Annotated in this window: 18 protein-coding genes and 3 rRNA genes; 9 read left to right on the top strand and 12 right to left on the bottom strand. The window is 64.6% G+C overall.

What is annotated here, in order from left to right; genetic code table 11:
• Positions 1-81: 81 nt before the first annotated feature.
• Positions 82-999, bottom strand: coding sequence for a tetratricopeptide repeat protein (locus tag JF781_RS02040; RefSeq protein WP_225326691.1), 918 nt, complete (start codon positions 997-999; stop codon positions 82-84).
• A gap of 181 nt (positions 1000-1180) precedes the next feature.
• On the bottom strand, positions 1181-2362 hold the full coding sequence (locus JF781_RS02035; RefSeq protein ID WP_225326692.1) for an acetyl-CoA C-acetyltransferase: 1182 nt from the start codon (positions 2360-2362) through the stop codon (positions 1181-1183).
• An 88-nt stretch (positions 2363-2450) separates the two neighbouring features.
• Here JF781_RS02035 and mce point away from each other — a divergent pair, with 88 nt between their 5' ends.
• Complete coding sequence (mce, locus tag JF781_RS02030; protein ID WP_225326693.1) at positions 2451-2918, top strand: methylmalonyl-CoA epimerase; 468 nt, start codon at positions 2451-2453, stop codon at positions 2916-2918.
• Positions 2919-2928: 10 nt separating this feature from the next.
• Here mce and JF781_RS02025 read toward each other — a convergent pair whose 3' ends face one another.
• Both JF781_RS02025 and nucS read right to left on the bottom strand, forming a co-directional pair.
• Complete coding sequence (locus JF781_RS02025; RefSeq protein WP_225326694.1) at positions 2929-3237, bottom strand: hypothetical protein; 309 nt, start codon at positions 3235-3237, stop codon at positions 2929-2931.
• A 23-nt stretch (positions 3238-3260) separates the two neighbouring features.
• Entirely contained in the window at positions 3261-3932 is a 672-nt protein-coding gene (nucS, locus tag JF781_RS02020; protein WP_225326695.1) for an endonuclease NucS, read from the bottom strand.
• A gap of 45 nt (positions 3933-3977) precedes the next feature.
• Between nucS and JF781_RS02015 the strand changes: the two genes are divergently transcribed.
• On the top strand, positions 3978-5603 hold the full coding sequence (locus tag JF781_RS02015; protein WP_225326696.1) for an adenylate/guanylate cyclase domain-containing protein: 1626 nt from the start codon (positions 3978-3980) through the stop codon (positions 5601-5603).
• Between the two features lie 13 nt (positions 5604-5616).
• Here the strand turns inward: JF781_RS02015 and JF781_RS02010 are convergent, their stop codons facing one another.
• The gene (locus JF781_RS02010; RefSeq protein WP_225326697.1) at positions 5617-6690 is read right to left on the bottom strand and encodes a GGDEF domain-containing protein; all 1074 of its coding nucleotides are present in this window, start codon (positions 6688-6690) and stop codon (positions 5617-5619) included.
• 219 nt (positions 6691-6909) lie between these two features.
• Here JF781_RS02010 and JF781_RS02005 point away from each other — a divergent pair, with 219 nt between their 5' ends.
• The 4 genes from JF781_RS02005 to JF781_RS01990 all read left to right on the top strand — a co-directional run bounded on the left by JF781_RS02005 (position 6910) and on the right by JF781_RS01990 (position 9992).
• Entirely contained in the window at positions 6910-8397 is a 1488-nt protein-coding gene (locus JF781_RS02005) for a DNA-3-methyladenine glycosylase 2 family protein (protein ID WP_225326698.1), read from the top strand.
• Complete coding sequence (locus JF781_RS02000; protein ID WP_225326699.1) at positions 8394-8885, top strand: methylated-DNA--[protein]-cysteine S-methyltransferase; 492 nt, start codon at positions 8394-8396, stop codon at positions 8883-8885. The genes JF781_RS02005 and JF781_RS02000 overlap by 4 nt, the downstream gene beginning before the upstream one ends.
• 61 nt (positions 8886-8946) lie before the next feature.
• Complete coding sequence (locus JF781_RS01995) at positions 8947-9255, top strand: hypothetical protein (protein WP_225326700.1); 309 nt, start codon at positions 8947-8949, stop codon at positions 9253-9255.
• Positions 9256-9278: 23 nt separating this feature from the next.
• Positions 9279-9992 (top strand): hypothetical protein, encoded by a 714-nt coding sequence (locus JF781_RS01990; RefSeq protein ID WP_225326701.1) that lies wholly within the window; start codon positions 9279-9281, stop codon positions 9990-9992.
• Positions 9993-10022: 30 nt separating this feature from the next.
• On the opposite strand, the gene JF781_RS01985 is transcribed toward JF781_RS01990, so the two are convergent.
• The gene (locus JF781_RS01985; RefSeq protein WP_225326702.1) at positions 10023-11174 is read right to left on the bottom strand and encodes a PPE family protein; all 1152 of its coding nucleotides are present in this window, start codon (positions 11172-11174) and stop codon (positions 10023-10025) included.
• Positions 11175-11539: 365 nt separating this feature from the next.
• Here JF781_RS01985 and JF781_RS01980 point away from each other — a divergent pair, with 365 nt between their 5' ends.
• Together JF781_RS01980 and JF781_RS01975 are read left to right on the top strand one after the other, a co-directional pair.
• Entirely contained in the window at positions 11540-11839 is a 300-nt protein-coding gene (locus JF781_RS01980) for a PE family protein (RefSeq protein WP_225326703.1), read from the top strand.
• Positions 11840-11851: 12 nt separating this feature from the next.
• Positions 11852-13021: a PPE family protein gene (locus tag JF781_RS01975; RefSeq protein WP_304621345.1), complete on the top strand. Its 1170-nt coding sequence runs from the start codon at positions 11852-11854 to the stop codon at positions 13019-13021.
• Between the two features lie 297 nt (positions 13022-13318).
• On the opposite strand, the gene rrf is transcribed toward JF781_RS01975, so the two are convergent.
• From rrf to murA, 4 genes are all read right to left on the bottom strand, one after another.
• Positions 13319-13431: ribosomal RNA gene (gene rrf, locus JF781_RS01970) — 5S ribosomal RNA — on the bottom strand.
• Between the two features lie 90 nt (positions 13432-13521).
• Positions 13522-16630 (bottom strand): 23S ribosomal RNA (locus tag JF781_RS01965).
• Positions 16631-16913: 283 nt separating this feature from the next.
• Positions 16914-18445, bottom strand: a 16S ribosomal RNA gene (locus JF781_RS01960).
• The 16S, 23S and 5S rRNA genes sit together here, the layout of an rRNA operon.
• A gap of 369 nt (positions 18446-18814) precedes the next feature.
• On the bottom strand, positions 18815-20068 hold the full coding sequence (gene murA, locus JF781_RS01955; protein WP_225326704.1) for a UDP-N-acetylglucosamine 1-carboxyvinyltransferase: 1254 nt from the start codon (positions 20066-20068) through the stop codon (positions 18815-18817).
• 195 nt (positions 20069-20263) lie between these two features.
• On the opposite strand from murA, the gene JF781_RS01950 reads away from it, so the two are divergent.
• Positions 20264-20848, top strand: a complete 585-nt coding sequence (locus tag JF781_RS01950) for a cob(I)yrinic acid a,c-diamide adenosyltransferase (protein WP_225326705.1) — start codon at positions 20264-20266, stop codon at positions 20846-20848.
• Between the two features lie 30 nt (positions 20849-20878).
• On the opposite strand, the gene JF781_RS01945 is transcribed toward JF781_RS01950, so the two are convergent.
• The gene (locus JF781_RS01945; RefSeq protein ID WP_225326706.1) at positions 20879-21322 is read right to left on the bottom strand and encodes a DUF2550 domain-containing protein; all 444 of its coding nucleotides are present in this window, start codon (positions 21320-21322) and stop codon (positions 20879-20881) included.
• A 6-nt stretch (positions 21323-21328) separates the two neighbouring features.
• Complete coding sequence (locus tag JF781_RS01940; RefSeq protein WP_225326707.1) at positions 21329-21694, bottom strand: F0F1 ATP synthase subunit epsilon; 366 nt, start codon at positions 21692-21694, stop codon at positions 21329-21331.
• Positions 21695-21733: the final 39 nt, after the last annotated feature.

The following is a 21733-nucleotide window of genomic DNA, read 5'->3' as shown; positions in this document are numbered from 1 at the left end:
CGCGCGCCGAACGTGGACTAGTTGCGCGATTTCGGCGCTGTCGGCCGCAACAACTCGACGTTCGTGGAGCTGAAATGCGCTCTAGTACAGCGCGTTGGCGAGGTTGCGTCGCCCGGCGACAACCTCGGGATCGGCCGGGTCGAAGAGCTCGAACAACTCCACCAGGCGCGTGCGCACCAGGGCGCGGTCATCGCCGGATGTGCTGCGCACCAAGGCAATCAGACGCTCGAACGCGGCGGCGACATCCTGGTTGAGGATTTGCACGTCGGCGGCCGCGAGCGCGGCTTGGATGTCGCTCGGCGCCGCGTCGGCGACCGCGACGGCGTCCGGGCGCTGCGCGGTAGCGCGCGTGAGGAAATCGATTTGGCGGATCGCGCCCTTGGCCTCCGCGCTGGCCGGATTGGCATCCAGGATCGACTGATACGACGCCTTGGCGGCCTCGAAGTCGCCGTCTTCCAGCTGCTGGCGGGCCGCGGCCAGCTCGGGGTCGACGACGTCAGACTCCGCGGAACCCGTTGCCCCCCTGAGCTTCCCGGCCGTCGCGGAAAGGATTTGGTCCAGCCAGCCGCGCAATTGCTCGGCCGGCTGCACGCCTTGGAAGCTCGAGATCGGCTGCCCGGCCGCCAACGCCACCACGGTCGGGACCGCGTCGACACCGAATATCTGCGCGACCCTGGGCGCGACATCGACGTTGACGGTCGTGAGCGACCATTTGCCGTTGTCCTGGCCGGACAGCCCGGACAGCGTGTCGAGAAGCTGGACGCACGCGTCGCTGCGCGGCGACCACAGCAGCACGACGACCGGCACTTCCTCGGACCGCAGCAGAACCTCGGCCTCGAAGTTGGCCTCGGTGACCGCGGTGATGCCGGCGCCGCCCTCGGCAGTCGACGGCGCGGGCCCGCCGGGAGCGGCGCCGGGCGGCTGCGCCCGCTGCTTGAGACCGGACAGATCGACAGCACCCGCCAGTGCGGGGCCGATGGAAGGTCGCGGACGCGTCACGCCGTCAAGTTTGTCATGCGCGCGGGCTACCGATCCACCCGGTGGCGGCGGCGTTCGGGCAGGGGGTGGACGGGGCCCGAAATCACCTCAAAATGGGGTGTGATCGGCCCGTATGACGAAGATCACACAATTCTCCAGGCCGCACCGCCCCAGCAACGTCGCAGCGAACCCCGATCCCTGGCTAACTCGCCCGCAGGATCAGGGCGTCGCCCTGCCCGCCGGCCCCACAAAGCGCCGCGACGGCGTAGCCGGACCCGCGGCGGGCCAATTCCAGGGCCGCATGCAGCGTGATGCGCGCTCCCGACATTCCGATGGGATGCCCGACGGCGATCGCACCGCCGTTGACGTTGACGATGTCGGGATTCACGCCGAGTTCGCGGGTCGAGGCCAGCGCCACCGCCGCAAACGCCTCGTTGATCTCCACGACATCGAGCTGGTCAACCGAGATGCCCTCGCGGCTGATCGCCTTCTTGATCGCGTTGGCCGGCTGCGACTGCAGGGTGGAATCCGGGCCGGCCACCACACCGTGCGCACCGATCTCGGCCAGCCAGCTCAGCCCCAGCTCCTGCGCCTTGGCCTTGCTCATCACCACGACCGCTGCCGCGCCATCGGAGATCTGAGAAGCCGAACCGGCGGTGATGGTGCCGTCGCGGCGAAACGCCGGCTTGAGGCCGGCCAGCGACTCCGCCGTGGTGTTGGCGCGGATGCCCTCGTCCTCGGTGAACTGCAGCGGATCACCCTTGCGTTGCGGGATGTTGACGGGCACCACTTCGTCGGTGAAGACGCCGTCCTTCCACGCCGCGGCCGCCTTCTGATGCGAACCCGCAGCGAACTCGTCCTGCTCCTGGCGGGTGAATTTGTCGATGTCGTTGCGCTGCTCGGTGAGCGCGCCCATCGGCTGGTCGGTGAACACGTCATGCAGGCCGTCGTAGGCCATGTGGTCCAAGACCGTGACGTCGCCGTACTTGTAGCCCGAACGGCTGTCCATCAGCAGGTGCGGCGCCTTCGACATGGACTCCTGACCGCCGGCCACCACCACGTCGAACTCCCCGGCACGAATGAGCTGGTCGGCCAGCGCGATGGAGTCGATTCCGGACAGGCACATCTTGTTGATGGTCAGCGCCGGCACGTCCCAGCCGATGCCGGCGGCCACGGCCGCCTGGCGTGCCGGCATCTGACCCGCCCCGGCCGTCAACACCTGGCCCATGATCACGTAGTCGACCGCGGAGGCCGGCAGATTGGCCTTCTCCAGCGCGCCGGCGATCGCGATGGCGCCCAGATCGCTGCCCGAAAAATCCTTCAGCGAACCCATCAACTTGCCGATGGGTGTACGCGCTCCAGCAACGATCACCGACGTCGTCATGACTACTCCTAAGGCCTGCTGGGCGCTCCCCCGACGGCCGTTTCGGCCTCCCGGAGAAGCGCAATCTTTGCCGCCAGGTTACCGTTATGTGATGACGACCGATCAAGTTGACGCCCGTCAGATCCTGGCCACCTCGCTGGTGACGGCGATCGATCACGTCGGCATCGCAGTCGCCGACCTGGACGCCGCCATCGCCTGGTATCACGACCACCTCGGCATGATCCTGGTGCACGAGGAAGTCAACGAGGAGCAGGGAATCCGCGAGGCCATGCTGGCGGTGCGGGGTGCCCCGGCGGGCACCGCACAGATCCAGTTGATGGCCCCGATCGACGACTCCTCGACGATCGCGAAGTTCCTCGACAAGCGCGGGCCGGGCATCCAGCAGATGGCCGTTCGGGTCAGCGACCTCGACACCATGGTCGAGCGGCTCCGCGAGCAGGGCGTGCGGTTGATCTACGACGCGCCCCGTCACGGCACGGCAAACTCCCGGATCAACTTCATCCACCCCAAGGATGGCGGCGGAGTTCTGATCGAGCTCGTCGAACCGGCCGCCTGAGACCCGATACTCAAGACCACCTCCTGGTGGGACCGCGGGTAGCGCGGTGCGCCCAGCACGGCGTGTGCCAATGGCGGCGGTCCTCGACGTGACCCGCGTCTCCCCCGCAGATCGAATCGATCGGCCATACCACCAGATGTGCTGAGCCGGAGCGGATTTCGTGATCGCAGCCGGGGCACCGATACGTCTTGACCGCGCGGGCCGCCGCGACGGGACGAACTTCGTACTCGTGGCCGTCGGGCCCGATTTCCACCCGGCGCAATGCCGCCGGCGGCGCTGACGGGCGCTGCCGACGTGGCGGTGGGCGGCGCCGAGGCATGCGATCAGTCTAGTGACGAGGCTTCAGAACAACCGGTATTCGTCGCTGTCCATGCCGCGCATTTTGTCGTAATCCAATGTCACACAACGGATCCCGCGATCGACGGCGAGGGTGCGCGCCTGGGGCTTGATCTGCTGGGCCGCGAAGATCCCTTGCACCGGCGCCAGCACGCTGTCCCGGTTGAGCAGCTCGAGGTAACGCGTGAGCTGCTCGACGCCGTCGATCTCGCCGCGTCGCTTGATTTCCACCGCCACCGAGCCGCCGCGTTCATCGCGGCACAGCAGATCGACGGGGCCGATGGCGGTCATGTACTCGCGACGTACCAGCGTGTACCCCTCGCCGAGCAGCTGCACGTGCTCGGCGAGCAGCGCCTGCAGGTGCGCTTCGACGCCGTCCTTGACCAGCCCCGGGTCGACGCCGAGGTCGTGGCTGGAGTCGTGTTCGATCTCCTCCACGGTGATGCGCAGTTGTTCGCCCGCCTTGTTTTCGACGACCCACACCGGTGCGTGATCACCGGCCTGTTCGCTCAGCCAACAGGGCGGGCTCATCCAGTTCAGCGGCTTGTAGGCGCGGTCGTCGGCGTGCACACTGACCGATCCGTCGGCTTTGAACAGCAACAGCCTGCGCGCGGAGGGCAGGTGCGCGGTGAGCCGGCCGACGTAGTCCACGGTGCATTGAGCGATCACTAGACGCACCCGACTCACCTTAGAGCGTGACCGACAAATTAGGCTGACGCCACCATGTCGGCCAACACGTCCTTGGCGCAACGAATAGGCCGGGTGCTCGAGCGCGTCACCCGTCAGAGCGGCCGTCTTCCTGAGACGCCGGCGTACGGCTCCCTGCTGCTCGGGCGGGTGTCGGAAAGCCAGGGCCGTCGCCGGGTGCGCATCCAGATCATCATGACGGTGCTGGTGCTGGGGGCGAACCTGATCGGCATCGCCGTCGCGCTGTTGTTGGTGACGGTCGCCATTCCGGTGCCGAGCGTGTTCGACGACGCGCCGGCGTGGCTCACGTTCGGTGTTTCACCCGCCTACATCGTGGCGGCCTCGGCGTGGGGCACGTATTGGATCACCCGGCGGACCGTGATCGCCCTGCGGTGGGCGATCGAAGAGCGCAAGCCGACTGCAGAGGACGAGCGCAACACCTTTGTCGCCCCGTGGCGCATCGCCCTTGTCGACCTCGTGTTGTGGGGTGTCGGGACGGCGCTGCTGACGACGCTGTACGGCCTGGTCAACACGCAGTTCATTCCGCGGTTTCTGCTCGTCGTGAGCTTTGGCGGAGTGGTGGTCGCCACCGCTAGTTATCTGCTCGCGGAATTCGCGCTGCGGCCCGTCGCCGCGCAGGCGCTCGAGGCCGGGCCACCGCCACGACGGTTGGCGGCGGGCATCATGGGCCGAACGATGGTGGTCTGGTTTCTCGGTTCGGCCGTGCCCGTCATCGGGATCATGATGCTGGCCTTCTTCGAGCTCGTGCTGCGGAATCTCACCCAGACTCAGTTCGCGGTGGGCGTGCTGATCGTGTCGATGGCCCCGTTGATCTTCGGATGCGTCCTGATGTGGATTCTGGCCTGGCTCACCGCGACACCGGTGCGGGTGGTCCGCGCGGCGCTGGCACGCGTCGAGCGGGGCGATCTGCGAGGGAACCTCGTGGTCTTCGACGGCACCGAACTCGGTGAGCTACAACGCGGTTTCAACACCATGGTCGATGGCTTGCGGGAGCGCGAACGTGTCCGTGACCTTTTCGGCCGCCACGTCGGGCGCGAGGTCGCGTTGGCCGCGGAGCGCGAACGGCCGAAGCTGGGCGGCGAAGAACGCCATGTGGCCGTCGTCTTCATCGATATCGTCGGGTCGACGCAGCTGGTGACCAGCCGGCCTCCGGCCGAAGTCGTTGCGGTGCTGAACCGTTTCTTCGCGATCGTCGTCGAGGAGGTGGACCGGTACTGCGGGCTGGTCAACAAATTCGAAGGCGATGCGTCGCTGGCCATCTTCGGAGCGCCGAACCGCCTGGACCGCCCTGAGGATGCGGCGCTGGCGGCCGCGCGGTGTATCGCCGAGCGACTGGCCGACGAAATGCCCGACCTCGAGGCCGGCATCGGCGTGGCGGCGGGCCAAGTCGTCGCCGGAAACGTCGGCGCCAAAGAACGATTCGAATACACCGTCATCGGTGAGCCGGTCAACGAGGCGGCCCGGCTGTGCGAGCTCGCCAAGTCGCACCACCGACGGGTGCTTGCGACGGCCGACGCCCTCGAGGGTGCGAGCGAAAACGAGCGCGCCCGTTGGTCATTGGGCGACACCGTCACCCTGCGCGGGCACGAGCGTCCCACCCGGCTGGCGTCACTCGTCGACGCCGCTCCGCCCGCTCAGTAAATTTTCGGCGGGCTCAGACCGCCACCTGGCGGTGGCGACTTTGGTTGCCGCCGCACCGTTTGGCTTCATACATCGCGGTGTCGGCCTGGGCCACCAATTGGTGGAACGCGTGCTCGGCATAGTCCGAGACGACGCCGCGCAACGCCAGGGTGGCGATTCCGACGCTGGCGGTGACCGATGCGTTCATCGCGGCAATCGCGTCACAAAGGTCTCGGCCCCACTCCGGCAGTTGTTCTGCGGTGACGATGTCGGCGACCAAGAATTCCTCACCGCCGACGCGGCCGACGATGGCGGTCTCACCGCAGGCGGTCGTCAGGGTGCCGGCCACCTCGATGAGCGCCTCGTCGCCGGCGGCGTGCCCGCGGGTGTCGTTGAGCTCTTTGAAGCGGTCCAGGTCAACCATCGCGACGGCCAGGAACATGTGATGGGCGCCGGCGAGCATCCGCCCGACGATCGCCCTGTCGCAGGCGCGCCGGTTCAGCAAGCCGGTCAACGGGTCGCGGTTGGCGCGCGAAAGATCCACCCACAGCGCGCGCACGACGACCTGAATGGCAAGCGGAACGACGACGTTGAGTTCCAGGACCAAGAAGTAGCCGGTGAAGGCCAACACCGCCTGGCCCTCGGCCGCCAGGCGCACCGCTTGCCAGGCCCCGATCGCGCTGGCCACACAGAAGTTCAGCGCCATGAGCCTGGTGGTGTGGAAGAACGCGATATAGCCGCCGGTCACCGAGAGCGCCGAGCAGGACATCAGCCCGACGAGCGGCTGGGGCTGCCACAGGCAGCCGCCGCCAATGGATACGCAGCCGGTCATGATGTAAAAAATGGACTGGCGCCGAGTGGGCCAGCCGCTCAACCAAAGCACCGTCATGCCCAGTCCGATCACGGCGGACACGAGGGAAACCGTCAGCGCCACATGGGGATACAACGGGACGGGGCCCCAGTACACGTTGACGGGCACCAGCACCAATGAGGCCGCCACCACAGCCAGCACCCTGCGGGTGTTGGTGCTCAGCCCATGCGCTTGCAAATAGCCTGTCAGCCAATCGAAGTGGTCGTCCTGCCCCCACCACGTCGCCAGCCGCTTCATCGTTCGCCTTTCCCCGAACTCACCCCGTCGGGCCACGCCGTCAGAGCCGGCGAGTTGGCTCACAGTAAATACCATCGCGTGCACTAAGTACCTCGAATCGACAAGAAAGCCGGTCCGAGGTGAGGCCGACCAACGCCGAAGCGCCGCCCCGGCACACCCGCCCACCACGATGTCGCTTTCCCGCTAGTTTTGTCGGTGCGCGGGTGTAAGTCTGGAAGCGTGCACGACGATTTCGACCGCTGCTACCGCGCCGTCCAGTCCAAGGACGCGCGGTTCGACGGCTGGTTCGTCACCGCGGTGCTCACCACCGGGATCTATTGCCGCCCCAGCTGCCCCGTGCGCCCGCCGTTCGCCCGCAACGTGCGGTTTTATCCCACAGCGGCGGCCGCCCAGCGCGCCGGCTTCCGGGCCTGCAAGCGGTGCCGCCCCGACGCCTCTCCGGGGTCGCCGGAATGGAACGTGCGCGGCGACGTGGTGGCGCGCACGATGCGGCTCATCGCCGACGGCACGGTGGACCGCGACGGCGTCAACGGTCTGGCCGCCCACCTCGGTTACACCACTCGGCAGCTCGAACGGCTCCTGCAGGCCGAGGTCGGCGCCGGCCCCCTCGCGCTGGCCCGTGCGCAACGCGCACAGACCGCCCGTGTGCTGATCGAAACGACGGACCTGCCGTTCGGCGACGTTGCATTCGCCGCGGGCTTTTCCAGCATCCGTCAGTTCAACGACACCGTGCGTTCGGTGTTCGAAGGCTCACCGAGCGCGCTGCGCCAGCGCGCCGCGGCACGGTCCGCGTCCGAGGCCAATTCGCCTGGCACCGTGTGCCTTCGGCTCCCGGTTCGCACACCCTTCGCCTACGAGGGCGTCTTCGGCCATCTCGCGGCCGGCACCGTTCCCGGTTGCGAGGAGGTCCGCGACGGCGCATACCGGCGCAGCTTGCGCCTTCCGTTCGGCAACGCCATCGTGACCCTGGCGCCCGCCGTCGACCATGTCCGTTGCGTCCTCGTGCTCGACGACTTCCGCGATCTGACCACGGCGATCGCCCGCTGCCGGCGGCTACTGGACCTCGATGCGGACCCGGAAGCGGTCGACGAAGCGCTGGGCGGGGACGCCGAGCTGCGTCCCGTCGTGACCAAGGCGCCCGGGCAGCGCATCCCGCGCACCGTCGACGAAGCCGAACTCGCGGTGCGCACGGTGCTCGGACAGCAGGTGTCGACCAGGGCCGCGAGCACCCATGCCGGCCGCCTGGTCGCCGCGTACGGACGCCCCGTCACCGATGCCGGGGGAACGTTAACCCACACCTTCCCCTCCGTCGAGGATCTCGCCGAGATCGATCCCGTCCACCTGGCGGTGCCCAAGGCCCGCCGGCGCACGCTGAGCGCATTGGTCGCCGGCCTCGCCGACGGCAGCATCGTGCTGGACACCGGATGCGACTGGGACAGTGCCCGCAGACAATTGCTCGCCCTACCCGGGGTGGGCCCCTGGACCGCGGAAGTGATCGCGATGCGCGGCCTCGGAGACCCGGACGCCTTCCCCGCCAGCGATCTCGGGCTGCGCCTGGCCGCCAAACAGCTGGGGTTGCCGTCCGACGAACGCTCCCTCGTCGAACGCGGTGCCCGTTGGCGCCCCTGGCGTTCGTATGCCACCCAATACCTTTGGACCACCCTCGCGCATCCGGTAAACCATTGGCCGCCACAGGAGGTCGCATGATCGAGTACCGCACCGTCGACAGCCCCATCGGCTTGCTCACCCTGGCCGGTCGCGGCTCGGTGCTGACGAACCTACGGATGGTCGACCAGACCTACGAGCCGAGCCGCGCCGGCTGGTCGCCGAACCCGCGGGCGTTCGGCGCTGCCGTCGAGCAGCTGGCCGCCTACTTCGCCGGCGAGCGCACCGACTTCGATTTCGAGTTCGATCTGCACGGCTCCGAGTTTCAGCGGCGCGTGTGGAACGCGCTGCTGACAATTCCCTATGGGGAGACGAGGTCTTACGGATGGATCGCCGAGCAGATCGGCGCTCCAGGGTCCGCGCGCGCCGTGGGGTTGGCCAACGGGCATAACCCGATCGCCATCGTCGTGCCGTGCCACCGGGTGATCGGCGCGAACGGCACCCTCACCGGCTACGGCGGCGGCCTGCAGCGCAAACGCGCCCTGCTGGACCTGGAAAAGGTCCACAGCTGCGCAACGCTGTTCGATTAACCGCCGGGCGCGGTCGCGTTTCTTTTGCGAGGTCCGTCGTACGACGCTATCGTCCATATTTGTGGACGACAGTGCGAAGGATCCGGCGGTGGTGCTGCCGTATCTGGTCGGTCGGCCCCTGGCGGCCACCGAGGTCTACGAAGCGTTCGGCTACCGCAAGTCCGCGTACTACAAGGCGGCTCGCGAGGGCAGGCTGATCACCGCCGACAACTTGATCAGGGCGGCCAAGTATTTGGGGTTGAACCCGATTGACCTGCAAGTCCGCTATGGCTTGATCGACCCCGACTCCGTCACCGAGTACCTGGAGTCCCAGGCCGGCCCGCCCAGGCTGCGCGACCTTCGCCCCGATCCCAACAGTCCGCCCGTATGAGCGGCACTGCCGGGACCGTCTGAATGATCAAAACCGCACTGATCATCGCCACCCTGGCCGCCCTCGCGTGCAGCCTGTGGATCCGACGCGACACCTGGCGCTCCCGATGGGAGGCCGGCGCGACCCGCAACATCGCCCTGCATGGCTGTGCCGTGCTGCTGATGTCGCACTGGGCGGCGGCCGCACTCGGACCCCCGCTGCACCGCATCTTCGGGCTGTGGAACGTCCAACATCTGCTCGGCCACATCTGCTGGATCTTCGCGGTGACGGCGATCATCCGGCACGGGCTCATCCGCCTAGTCGACGAAACCCACGAGAGCGAACTGTTACGCAAGCACGTCACGCGCCCGCTGCGCGTCGCGGTTCCGCTGCTGGTGGTGCTGTTCGTCATCGCCGACGAAGGCCATCACCTTGACTTCTTCGCGGCCCCAGCCGACTTCTGGCTGCTGGCCTATTGGCTCGTCCTGGGCGCCCTGATGATCTACCTCCTCTCCTACGCCGGGCGAGTGCTGCTGATCCTGCGAACGGATCCCCGCTCCACGACGACCGTCGACCTCTACCTGATCTCGGCGGGATTCGGGGTGGCGGCGAGCGTGATTCAAATCGGCACCGCCTGGGCGGGCACCGATATCGCCTTGCCCGTCTGGTTGTGCGCCTGCCTGAGCGCCATCGGCTTCGCCTACGGATCCGCGCGATCTTGGCAGGCCAAGGTCGCCTGGTTCACGTCCGGCGAATAGGCCGCCCCGCGCCTTCGGCAACCTGAGCGTTTATCCGCCCACCACGTGCCGCGCCACGACCATCGGACGGAACCCGTACCGCTGTCCGACGATCTTGCCCCCGGCCCCCCGGCCCGTGCCCGACAGCGGTATGCCGCGGAGCAACCCGCTTCCCTTGGCTTCGGGGCCGGCGCTGACGCTGCTGACCGCCGGCGGCGCTGTTTCCGCGCTTGTCGCGGGAGCCGCGGCGGCCCAGCTCTGCGGCACCGACAAGTGGCCCACCGTGGCCGCCCTGCCCAGACCCGCCGAGACCGTCGAGGAGGTGCCCGAGGACATCGGGCCACCGCCCAGCGTTCCTCCCACACCGCGCAAGGTGGCGGCGGCCGCCAGGCCTTTGCTGTCGGCGGCGGCCGGCACCGCGCCTTCCCAGATCTTCATCATGTGCTCCCAGTCGCCCATGTGGTTGTAGGCCATACCAAGGTGGTTGGTATACAGCCCTGTCCACTTCTTCCAGGACTCCGACGCGGACGATCCGGTTGTCCCGGCGGATCCCTCCACCGCTCCGCCCACGGCTAAGCCGGAGTTTGCCAGCGCCGAGGACGCACCGGGCTGGGCGCTTGTCTCGGCGGCTGTTTCGGCGGCGTGGGCGACCGCCGCGGCTTGACCCCCCTGCCCCGCCGGGTTGGTGGTGGACGGCGGCTGGTCGAACGCGGTCAACGTTGAGGCGCCGGCCGACGCCGCGGCGTAGCCGTACATCGCGGCTGCGTCCTGGGCCCACATTTCGGCGTAGTGGGCTTCGGTAGCAGCAATCGCCGGCAGGTTCTGACCAAAGAAGTTCGTTGCGATCAACGTCATCAGTTGCGCGCGGTTCGCCGCGATCACCGGTGGGGGAACCGTCATCGCGAACGCCGCCTCATAGGCGCCCGCGGCGGCCTTCGCCTGGATTGCCGTCTGCTCAGCCTGTGCGGCGGTCGCGGTCAGCCACGCCGTGTACGGGGCCGAGGCGGTGGCCATCGTCGCCGACGCCGGGCCCACCCACACGCCCGTGAGTTCGGCGATCAACGAACTGTAGGAGGCTGCCGTGGTGTAGAGATCGATGGCCAACCCGTCCCAGGCTGCGGCGGCCGCCAGCATCGGCCCCGAACCCGCGCCGACGTACATCCGCCCGGAGTTGACCTCCGGCGGAAGCGCCCCGTAATCCACTAATGGGTCCCCTCGTCATGTCGACGGCTGGCACACGCACACCAACGCCGCCCGAAACTGTGGTCAGATACTGGTGCGCGGGTACCGTCCGGCGCAGCCGACACCGTCGGCGAGGGAGTCACGAACGCGATGCCGTTCTTCGGCCGCGGCGGCTGTCTTTCATGAGTGGACGTTTGTACACAAATGTGATCGTAAGAACATATATGTACGTGATAGTTCACAAATCTGAACTGAATCTAGCTGAAGATGAACATTTGTCTTGGGTCATACACTATTGGGCGCGCAGCACTTAACCTCGCGGAGGAGCGGCTTTTAGCGGCCGTTCAACACCGTTGAAACCGGAACCAGCGAGGAGAGAATTCACCGTGTCCTTCGTGACCACCCAGCCGGAAGCGTTATCCGCCGCAGCCCAGAACCTGGCTGCCATCGGCGCGGCGCTGGCCGCACAGAATGCAGCGGCATCGGCGCCGACGATGGGAGTGGTTCCCGCGGCGACCGATGAGGTCTCGGTGCTGGTTGCCGCCCAATTCGCCACGCACGCCCAGATGTATCAGACCGTCTGCGCCCAGGCCACGGTGATTCACGACAGCTTCGTGAGGATGTTGCACTTCGGCGCCGGTTCGTATGCGGCAACCGAAGCCATCAACGCCGCCGCGTCCAGCTGAGGAGGGCGATACATGCTGGATTTCGGAGCGTTACCCCCGGAGATCCATTCTGGGCGCATGTATTCCGGCCCCGGCCCGTCGTCGATGATGGCCGCGGCATGGGCGTGGAACATGCTGGCCGCGGAGTTGGATTCCGCAGCCAATGACTACGACACGATCATCACGCAACTCGTCAGCGAAGAGTGGATGGGTCCGGCGTCGGCACAAATGGCCGAGGCCGCCAAACCCTATGTGACGTGGATGCGCACCACCGCCGTGCAGGCCGAACAGGCCGCGATCTCGGCCAGGGCCGCGACGGGCGCTTACGAAGCCGCGTTTGCCGCCACGGTGCCCCCACCTTTGATCGAAGCCAACCGCACCCAGCTCGCGCAGGCGGTGTCGACCAACGTGCTGGGCCAAAACACGCCGCTCATCGTGCAACTCGAGGCGCAGTACGCCGAAATGTGGGCGCAAGACGCCACCGCGATGTACGGGTACGCCGGCCAGGCCGCACCGGTGACCCAAGTGACGCCGTTCACCCGGCCGACGGAGACCACCAATCCGGCCGGCGAGGCCATGCAAGCCGCCTCGGTCGCCCAGGCGGCCGGCACCTCGGCCGGCGCAGAGTCGACGCAGGCGCAGTTGCTGTCCTCGGTACCGCCCACGCTGCAGGCGCTCGCGTCGCCCGCGGCGAACACGGCGCCGCCGCCGATCACCGAGGTGCTCGAACAGAATCCCGTGTTCGACATGTGGGCCGAATACGCCAGCCCCGCGCAGAACACCCTCGCGATGATGTATCGCGTTACCGGGATGTCGACCCATTTCCTCTCGCTCTCAAAGGGTTTGGCGCCTGCCGCCAAGGCGGCCAGCGAGGGAGCCAAGGCCGCCGCGGCCCTGCCCACCGTTGGCGCGTCGCTGCGCGGCCTCACGGGTGGTGGGAGCGCCATATCGGCAAGCCTGGCTTCTGCAGCACCGGTCGGTGGGCTGTCCGTGCCGCCCACCTGGTCTGCCGCGACCCCGGCGGCCCCTTCTGGGGCATCGTCAATTCCGGTCAGCCGCTTCATCACCACCCCGGACACGTCGGGGCCCGGAAACCTGTTGGGCGGGATGCCGCTGGCGGGTGTCGGCGGAAGTTCGGCCGGCACCGGCCCGCGCTACGGGATCCGTCCGACGGTGATGGCGCGCCCGCCGTTTGCCGGATAGACGACGACATCTCGGGTAGTTCGGTCGAGACCCGGTTCAGGGCAACGACGTTCGAATCGACCAGACGGGCGCTGCACCCCTCCCGGGCGCCGCGTGCGCACGTCGACACGCGGTGTGGCGACGGAGGTTCGGATGCTGCACCGTGGTCCGCCCACCGCCCACCCCGTGTCGCCGGCCAAGGCAAACCGCACACTGCGATCCCTCGCGCGCGTCGACATATGTCTATAAATGCCGGCGCCCCAATGGTTTGGGCGCAAATGCAAAAACACCCCCGTTGCCGGGGGTGTTTTTGTGTATGTTCGGCGGTGTCCTACTTTTCCACCCGTAGGGGCAGTATCATCGGCGCTGACAGGCTTAGCTTCCGGGTTCGGAATGGGACCGGGCGTTTCCCTGTCGCTGTGGCCGCCGTAACTCTATTTAAATTTGTTTGGTGGAGGGGTGCGGTGTCGAAGCTTTCCGCAGCAAATTGCCGCGGAAATGGACTGTGGTTGCGATTGTGTGTTGGTAAGTTTTCGGCCGGTTAGTGCCAGTTCCCTGCACTCATTACTGAGCTTCCAGGTCTGGCCTATCGAACCCGTGGTCTGCGGGGGGCCTTATCCCTCTAAAAGGGTGAGAAACCTGATCTTGGAGAAGGTTTCCCGCTTAGATGCTTTCAGCGGTTATCCTGTCCGAACGTGGCTATCCAGCCGTGCTCCTGGTGGAACAACTGGTATACCAGAGGTTCGTCCGTCCCGGTCCTCTCGTACTAGGGACAGGTTTCCTCAAGTTTCTGACGCGCGCGGCGGATAGAGACCGAACTGTCTCACGACGTTCTAAACCCAGCTCGCGTGCCGCTTTAATGGGCGAACAGCCCAACCCTTGGGACCTGCTCCAGCCCCAGGATGCGACGAGCCGACATCGAGGTGCCAAACCATCCCGTCGATATGGACTCTTGGGGAAGATCAGCCTGTTATCCCCGGGGTACCTTTTATCCGTTGAGCGACACCCCTTCCACTCGGGGGTGCCGGATCACTAGTCCCGACTTTCGTCCCTGCTTGACTTGTAAGTCTCGCAGTCAAGCTCCCTTGTGCACTTACACTCGTCACCTGATTGCCGTCCAGGTTGAGGGAACCTTTGGGCGCCTCCGTTACATTTTAGGAGGCAACCGCCCCAGTTAAACTACCCGCCAGGCACTGTCCGTGAACCCGATAAGGGTTCGACGTTAGGTGTCCAATACGATCAGAGTGGTATTTCAACAACGACTCCATACAAACTGGCGTCTGTATTTCACAGTCTCCCACCTATCCTACACAAACCGTACCGAACACCAATACCAAGTTGTAGTGAAGGTCCCGGGGTCTTTTCGTCCTGCCGCGCGTAACGAGCATCTTTACTCGTAGTGCAATTTCGCCGAGTCTATGGTTGAGACAGTTGGGAAGTCGTTACGCCATTCGTGCAGGTCGGAACTTACCCGACAAGGAATTTCGCTACCTTAGGATGGTTATAGTTACCACCGCCGTTTACTGGGGCTTAAATTCTCCGCTTCACCTTACGGTTAACGGGTCCTCTTAACCTTCCAGCACCGGGCAGGCGTCAGTCCGTATACATCGTCTTGCGACTTCGCACGGACCTGTGTTTTTAGTAAACAGTCGCTACCCACTGGTTTCTGCGGCCGAATCCCGCTCCCACCGCAAGGGTGTTCACGGTATTCCGGCCCCCCTTCTCCCGAAGTTACGGGGGCATTTTGCCGAGTTCCTTAACCATAGTTATCTCGTACGCCTTGGTATTCTCTACCTGACCACCTGTGTTGGTTTGGGGTACGGGCCGTGTATGTGCTCGCTAGAGGCTTTTCTTGGCAGCAGAGGATCACCGAATTCACCTCAATCGGCTATGCATCACCTCTCAGGATTAATGAGCGACGGATTTGCCTATCGCTCTCCCTACAGGCTTGCCCCAGTATTACCACTGACTGGTACGGCTACCTTCCTGCGTCACCCCATTGCTTGACTACTACCAGCGAAGGTCCCACGCAGCCCCGAAACTCCATGCCCCCGAAGGGGAATGGTCGATCCGGTTTTGGGTGGTTAGTACCGCTGATTCATCAGGGACGCCCATACACGGGTACGGGAATATCAACCCGTTGTCCATCGACTACGCCTGTCGGCCTCGCCTTAGGTCCCGACTCACCCTGGGCGGACTGGCCTGGCCCAGGAACCCTTGGTCTTACGGCGGGCAAGGTTCTCACTTGCCTTATCGCTACTCATGCCTGCATTCTCACTCCCCCATCCTCCACCACCGGTCACCCGGAGGCTTCGCTGAATGAGGGACGCTCCCCTACCCACATCCACCGTACGGTGAATGTGCCGCGGCTTCGGCGGTGTGCTTGAGCCCCGCTACATTATCGGCGCACAATCACTTGACCAGTGAGCTATTACGCACTCTTTCAAGGGTGGCTGCTTCTAAGCCAACCTCCTGGTTGTCTCTGCGACTGCACATCCTTTTCCACTTAGCACACGCTTAGGGGCCTTAGCCGGCGATCTGGGCTGTTTCCCTTTCGACGTACGGAGCTTATCCCCCGCCGTCTCACTGCCACGCTTTACACCACGGCATTCGGAGTTTGGCTGACGTCAGTAACCTAGTAGGGCCCATCGGCCATCCAGTAGCTCTACCTCCGTGGTGAACCACGTAACGCTGCACCTAAATGCATTTCGGGGAGAACCAGCTATCACGGAGTTTGATTGGCCTTTCACCCCTACCCACAGCTCATCCCCTCAGTCTTCAACCTAAGTGGGTTCGGGCCTCCACGCGGTCTTACCCGCGCTTCACCCTGGCCATGGGTAGATCACTCCGCTTCGGGTCCAGAACACGCCACTACACCCCAAAGGGGATGCGCCCTATTCAGACTCGCTTTCGCTGCGGCTACCCCGCACGGGTTAACCTCGCGACGTGTCCCTGACTCGCAGGCTCATTCTTCAAAAGGCACGCCATCACCCCACAAGGAGGCTCTGACGGATTGTAGGCACACGGTTTCAGGTACTATTTCACTCCCCTCCCGGGGTACTTTTCACCATTCCCTCACGGTACTAATCCGCTATCGGTCATCGAGAAGTATTTAGGCTTACCGGGTGGTCCCGGCAGATTCACAGCAGATTCCACGGGCCCGCTGCTACTCGGGAATTGATACAAGGTAGGTGACGGGTTTTCGCGTACCGGGCTCTCACCGTCTACGGCAGACCATCCCAGGCCACTTCCGCTAACCACGACACTTTCTGACTACCCCTCAGCCAGGTAGAGCTGAGATGTATCCTCCCACAACCCCGCACACACAACCCCTACCCGGTATCACATGCGTGCGGTTTAGCCTGTTCCGCGTTCGCTCGCCACTACTTACGGAATCACAATTGTTTTCTTCTCCTACGGGTACTGAGATGTTTCACTTCCCCGCGTTCCCTCCCGCACCCTATATATTCAGATGCGGGTAACACGACATCACTCGTGCTGGGTTTCCCCATTCGGAAATCCTCGGATCAATGCTCGGTTGGCAGCTCCCCGAGGCATATCGCAGCCTCCTACGTCCTTCATCGGCTCTCGATGCCAAGGCATCCACCATGCGCCCTTAAACACTTACTTACACACAAAAACCAAAAAAGAAATTACACATTTTGATAAACGCATCAGCCACAAAGGACTATGCGCTCATCTAGATGCTCGCAACCACTATCCAATACTCAAACACCACACCCCACCACCAAGATGGAGGGACTCCACACGGATCGACCGAGTGTTGTCTCAGGGCCCAATAGTGTGTCTGGCAATCATTTGCTGTTGTGCACCCGGCTCCCATCCACTACAGACGAGAACCCCTCACGGCTCGCACCCCACCAATTGGAGTGCTTTTCGTGGTGCTCCTTAGAAAGGAGGTGATCCAGCCGCACCTTCCGGTACGGCTACCTTGTTACGACTTCGTCCCAATCGCCGATCCCACCTTCGACAGCTCCCTCCCAAAGGGTTAGGCCACTGGCTTCGGGTGTTACCGACTTTCATGACGTGACGGGCGGTGTGTACAAGGCCCGGGAACGTATTCACCGCAGCGTTGCTGATCTGCGATTACTAGCGACTCCGACTTCATGGGGTCGAGTTGCAGACCCCAATCCGAACTGAGACCGGCTTTAAAAGGATTCGCTTAACCTTGCGGCATCGCAGCCCTTTGTACCGGCCATTGTAGCATGTGTGAAGCCCTGGACATAAGGGGCATGATGACTTGACGTCATCCCCACCTTCCTCCGAGTTGACCCCGGCAGTCTCTCACGAGTCCCCGGCATTACCCGCTGGCAACATGAGACAAGGGTTGCGCTCGTTGCGGGACTTAACCCAACATCTCACGACACGAGCTGACGACAGCCATGCACCACCTGCACACAGGCCACAAGGGAACGCCTATCTCTAGACGCGTCCTGTGCATGTCAAACCCAGGTAAGGTTCTTCGCGTTGCATCGAATTAATCCACATGCTCCGCCGCTTGTGCGGGCCCCCGTCAATTCCTTTGAGTTTTAGCCTTGCGGCCGTACTCCCCAGGCGGGGTACTTAATGCGTTAGCTACGGCACGGATCCCAAGGAAGGAAACCCACACCTAGTACCCACCGTTTACGGCGTGGACTACCAGGGTATCTAATCCTGTTCGCTCCCCACGCTTTCGCTCCTCAGCGTCAGTTACTGCCCAGAGACCCGCCTTCGCCACCGGTGTTCCTCCTGATATCTGCGCATTCCACCGCTACACCAGGAATTCCAGTCTCCCCTGCAGTACTCTAGTCTGCCCGTATCGCCCGCACGCTCACAGTTAAGCCGTGAGATTTCACGAACAACGCGACAAACCACCTACGAGCTCTTTACGCCCAGTAATTCCGGACAACGCTCGCACCCTACGTATTACCGCGGCTGCTGGCACGTAGTTGGCCGGTGCTTCTTCTCCACCTACCGTCAATCCGAGAAAACCCGAACCTTCGTCGATGGTGAAAGAGGTTTACAACCCGAAGGCCGTCATCCCCCACGCGGCGTCGCTGCATCAGGCTTGCGCCCATTGTGCAATATTCCCCACTGCTGCCTCCCGTAGGAGTCTGGGCCGTATCTCAGTCCCAGTGTGGCCGGACACCCTCTCAGGCCGGCTACCCGTCGTCGCCTTGGTAGGCCGTCACCCCACCAACAAGCTGATAGGCCGCGGGCCCATCCCACACCGCAAAAGCTTTCCACCAAAAGACATGCGTCTAAAGGTCCTATCCGGTATTAGACCCAGTTTCCCAGGCTTATCCCGAAGTGCAGGGCAGATTGCCCACGTGTTACTCACCCGTTCGCCACTCGAGTACCCCCGAAGGGGCCTTTCCGTTCGACTTGCATGTGTTAAGCACGCCGCCAGCGTTCGTCCTGAGCCAGGATCAAACTCTCCAAACAAAAACTCCTCGATGAACGAGGCGAATTCACAATCAGAGAAAATCTGACCTAACAAAAAGACACCAAAAACTGGCATCAAAAATTGCCATACCCACACACGGGGGGTGTTAGGTATGGCCAAAAAACAACAACAAATAAAAAGACCAAACACACTATTGAGTTCTCAAACAACACTTGTTTCGCCCGTTTTGGGGCAACCCTGCCAGCTTAATACAAGTCCGGCAGTGGAGTCAACTCCCAGTTTTTGGTCTTCCAGAGACCGTGTCGGGAGCAGCCGTGCCAGGCTAGTACCAATCCAGCGAGGGAGTCAAGGCCCCGCTCTCGTCCACCTTCGCGTTGGTGATCGCGCTTGTGGGGCACTGACTTTGGTTACTCTACCCGCTCGATCTCCGCTCCCAAAATCGCCAGGTTTTCCACGAACAACGGGTAGCCGCGATCGATGTGAAAGACGTCGTGGACCTCGGTGTCGCCGTCGGCGACAAGCCCCGCCAACACCAGGCCGGCGCCGGCCCGAATGTCCGAACACCACACCGGCGCGCTCGACAATTGCGGCAGTCCGCGCACGACGGCGTGGTGCCCGTCGGTGCGGGCGTCGGCGCCCAGCCGAATCATTTCCTCGACGAAACGAAAGCGCGCCTCGAATACGTTCTCGGTGATCATCGACGTGCCGTCGGCGACCGAGGCCAGCGCGATCGCCATGGGCTGCAGGTCGGTGGGAAACCCGGGAAAAGGCAGCGTCGCCACGTTGACCGCCTTCGGCCGCTCGTACTGGGTCACCCGGAAGCTGCTTTCCGTTTGGGTGACCGTGGCGCCGGCGTCGTGCAGCTTGTGCAGCACCACCTGCAGGTGCCCCGGGTCGACGCCGGTGACCGAGATATCTCCGCGGGTCATCGCGGCGGCGATGCCCCACGTGGCGGCGACGATGCGATCCCCGATGACGCGATGTTCGGTGGGGTGTAGCCGCGGGACGCCGGTGATGGTCATGGTCGGCGAACCGGCGCCTTCGACCTGGGCGCCCATCTGGTTCAGCATCGTGCACAGATCGACGACGTCGGGTTCGCGCGCAGCATTGTGGATGGTGGTGACGCCTTCGGCCACGACCGCGGCCATCAGGATGTTCTCGGTGGCCCCCACCGACGGAAATTCCAACTGAATCTCCGCGCCGCGCAACGTATCAGCCTGCGCCACCACGCATCCGTGCTCGATGTTGCATTGCGCGCCCAACTGGCGCAGGCCGGCCTGGTGCATGTCCAGCGGCCGCGAGCCGATCGCGTCTCCGCCGGGGAGTGCGACGCGGGCGCGCTTGCACCGACCGACCAATGGCCCCAGCACGCACACCGAAGCCCGGAACTGTCGCACCGCGGCGAAGTCGGCATCGTATTTCGGCTCGTCGGGCGAGGTGATTCGGGCGACGTCGCCGTCGAGTTCGACGGTTGCGCCGAGGCCGCGCAGGACCTCCGCCATCAGCGGCACATCGAGGATGTCGGGGCAATTGGTGATGGTGCTGGTGCCCTCGGCCAACAACGTCGCGGCCATGAGCTTGAGCACACTGTTCTTTGCGCCCCCGACCGCGACTTCGCCTGACAACCGGTTGCCGCCGGTCACCACGAATCGCTCAGCCATCCGCGTCAGTCTAGTGAAGCGGTATCGGCTTGTCAGTCGGCCAGCTTGGTGACGATGCGCTCCGCGCAGCGGAGTGCGGAGGAGCCAAGCCATCGGGGCCACGTGGTGACGATGCGCTCCGCGCAGCGGAGTGCGGAGGAGCGAGCACTCGAGGCAAGTCCCGGCCCCTTTACGCGCCGCAGTACCGTTTTGCTCATGGCAGTGCACCTGACTCGCATCTACACCCGGACCGGCGACGACGGCACCACGGGATTGAGCGACTTCTCGCGGGTCCCCAAAACCGACCCCCGCCTCGTGGCCTACGCCGACTGCGACGAGGCGAACTCGGCGATCGGCGTCGCCGTCGCCATCGGTCAGCCCGGCGACGAGCTCAGCGCCGTATTGCGCCAGATCCAGAATGACCTCTTCGACGCCGGCGCGGATCTGTCCACCCCGGTGGTCGAAAACCCCGAGTATCCGGCGCTGCGGGTCACCCAGCCCTACATCGACCGGCTCGAAAAGTGGTGTGACACATATAACGAGTCGTTGCCGAAGCTGAATTCCTTTGTGTTGCCTGGGGGTTCGCCGTTGTCGGCGTTGCTGCATGTCGCCCGCACCGTGGTGCGTCGGGCCGAGCGCTCGGCGTGGGCGGCGGTCGATGCGGCGCCGCAACAGGTCAACGTCCTGCCCGCGAAGTACCTGAACCGCCTGTCGGATCTGCTGTTCATCCTGTCGCGAGTGGCCAACCCAGACGGCGATGTGCTCTGGAAGCCGGGCGGCGGGAAGGATGCTCCGAGCTAGCCGAAACGGCAACACGTTTGGTGATGCGGCCTAGATGCTGCGCCGGCGCGAACGCGGCGACGGACGCGACTCCAGCCAGGACAGGAACGCGGTCAACGCGCCCTTGTCGAACGCGATCTCGTAGCCGGACCGGCGGTCCTGGGTGGTATCGCGCAGCTCGATGACGACGATCTCGTCGGTCATGATGTCGAACTCGTCGCCGCGCGGCGCGCGCCTGGCCACGATCTCCACGCCCCGCCGGCTCAACCGTCGGTCCGGCCACAATCGCAGACTGGAAAGGCGGTAGAACGCGGCTTCGCCGCCGCGGTAACGGATTACCCCGTGTCGCCACCCGTGACCACCCACCGCGGGGATGTCTCGCATGATCCCGGCGGTGCCGCCCTGACGCAGCTTCCACAGCCGATAACTCAGCGCGACAACGGCGGCCGCCAGCACGACGACGAGCACGACCATGGCGGTCATGGGCGCGCTCATCGGCGGTTAGTCGATCGCGCCGACGGCGCGCAATCGGGCGCGCCCCCTGGCGGCAATACGCGGATCGTCCGACTCAGAAGCCTCTCTGGCCGCGTGCTCGTCGATTTCCGACTCGAACTCGGCGGATTCCGCGAGGATGGTCACCGCCTCCTCGGTGACCGACAGGAATCCGCCGTCCACCGCGATCCGTAGATCGTCGTCGCCCTCTCGTTCGACGCGCACCATTGCGTCGTCGACCAATTGCGCCACCAATGGGATGTGCCGGGGCATGATGCCGATCTCACCGACGGTGGTGCGGGTGAACAGGAAGGTTGCCTCACCCGACCAGATCTTTCGGTCAACGGCGACGATCTCAACGTTCAATTCGGCCATGCCACAGACCCCTTCGATAGCTTGCGGGCCGGTTTCGGC

It is taken from the genome of Mycobacterium sp. WUMAC-067 (assembly GCF_020217485.1).
In the GTDB taxonomy this organism is placed as follows: domain Bacteria; phylum Actinomycetota; class Actinomycetes; order Mycobacteriales; family Mycobacteriaceae; genus Mycobacterium.
The sequence above is the reverse complement of the archived record's forward strand: the minus strand, read 5'-3'. Positions and strand labels throughout refer to the sequence as shown.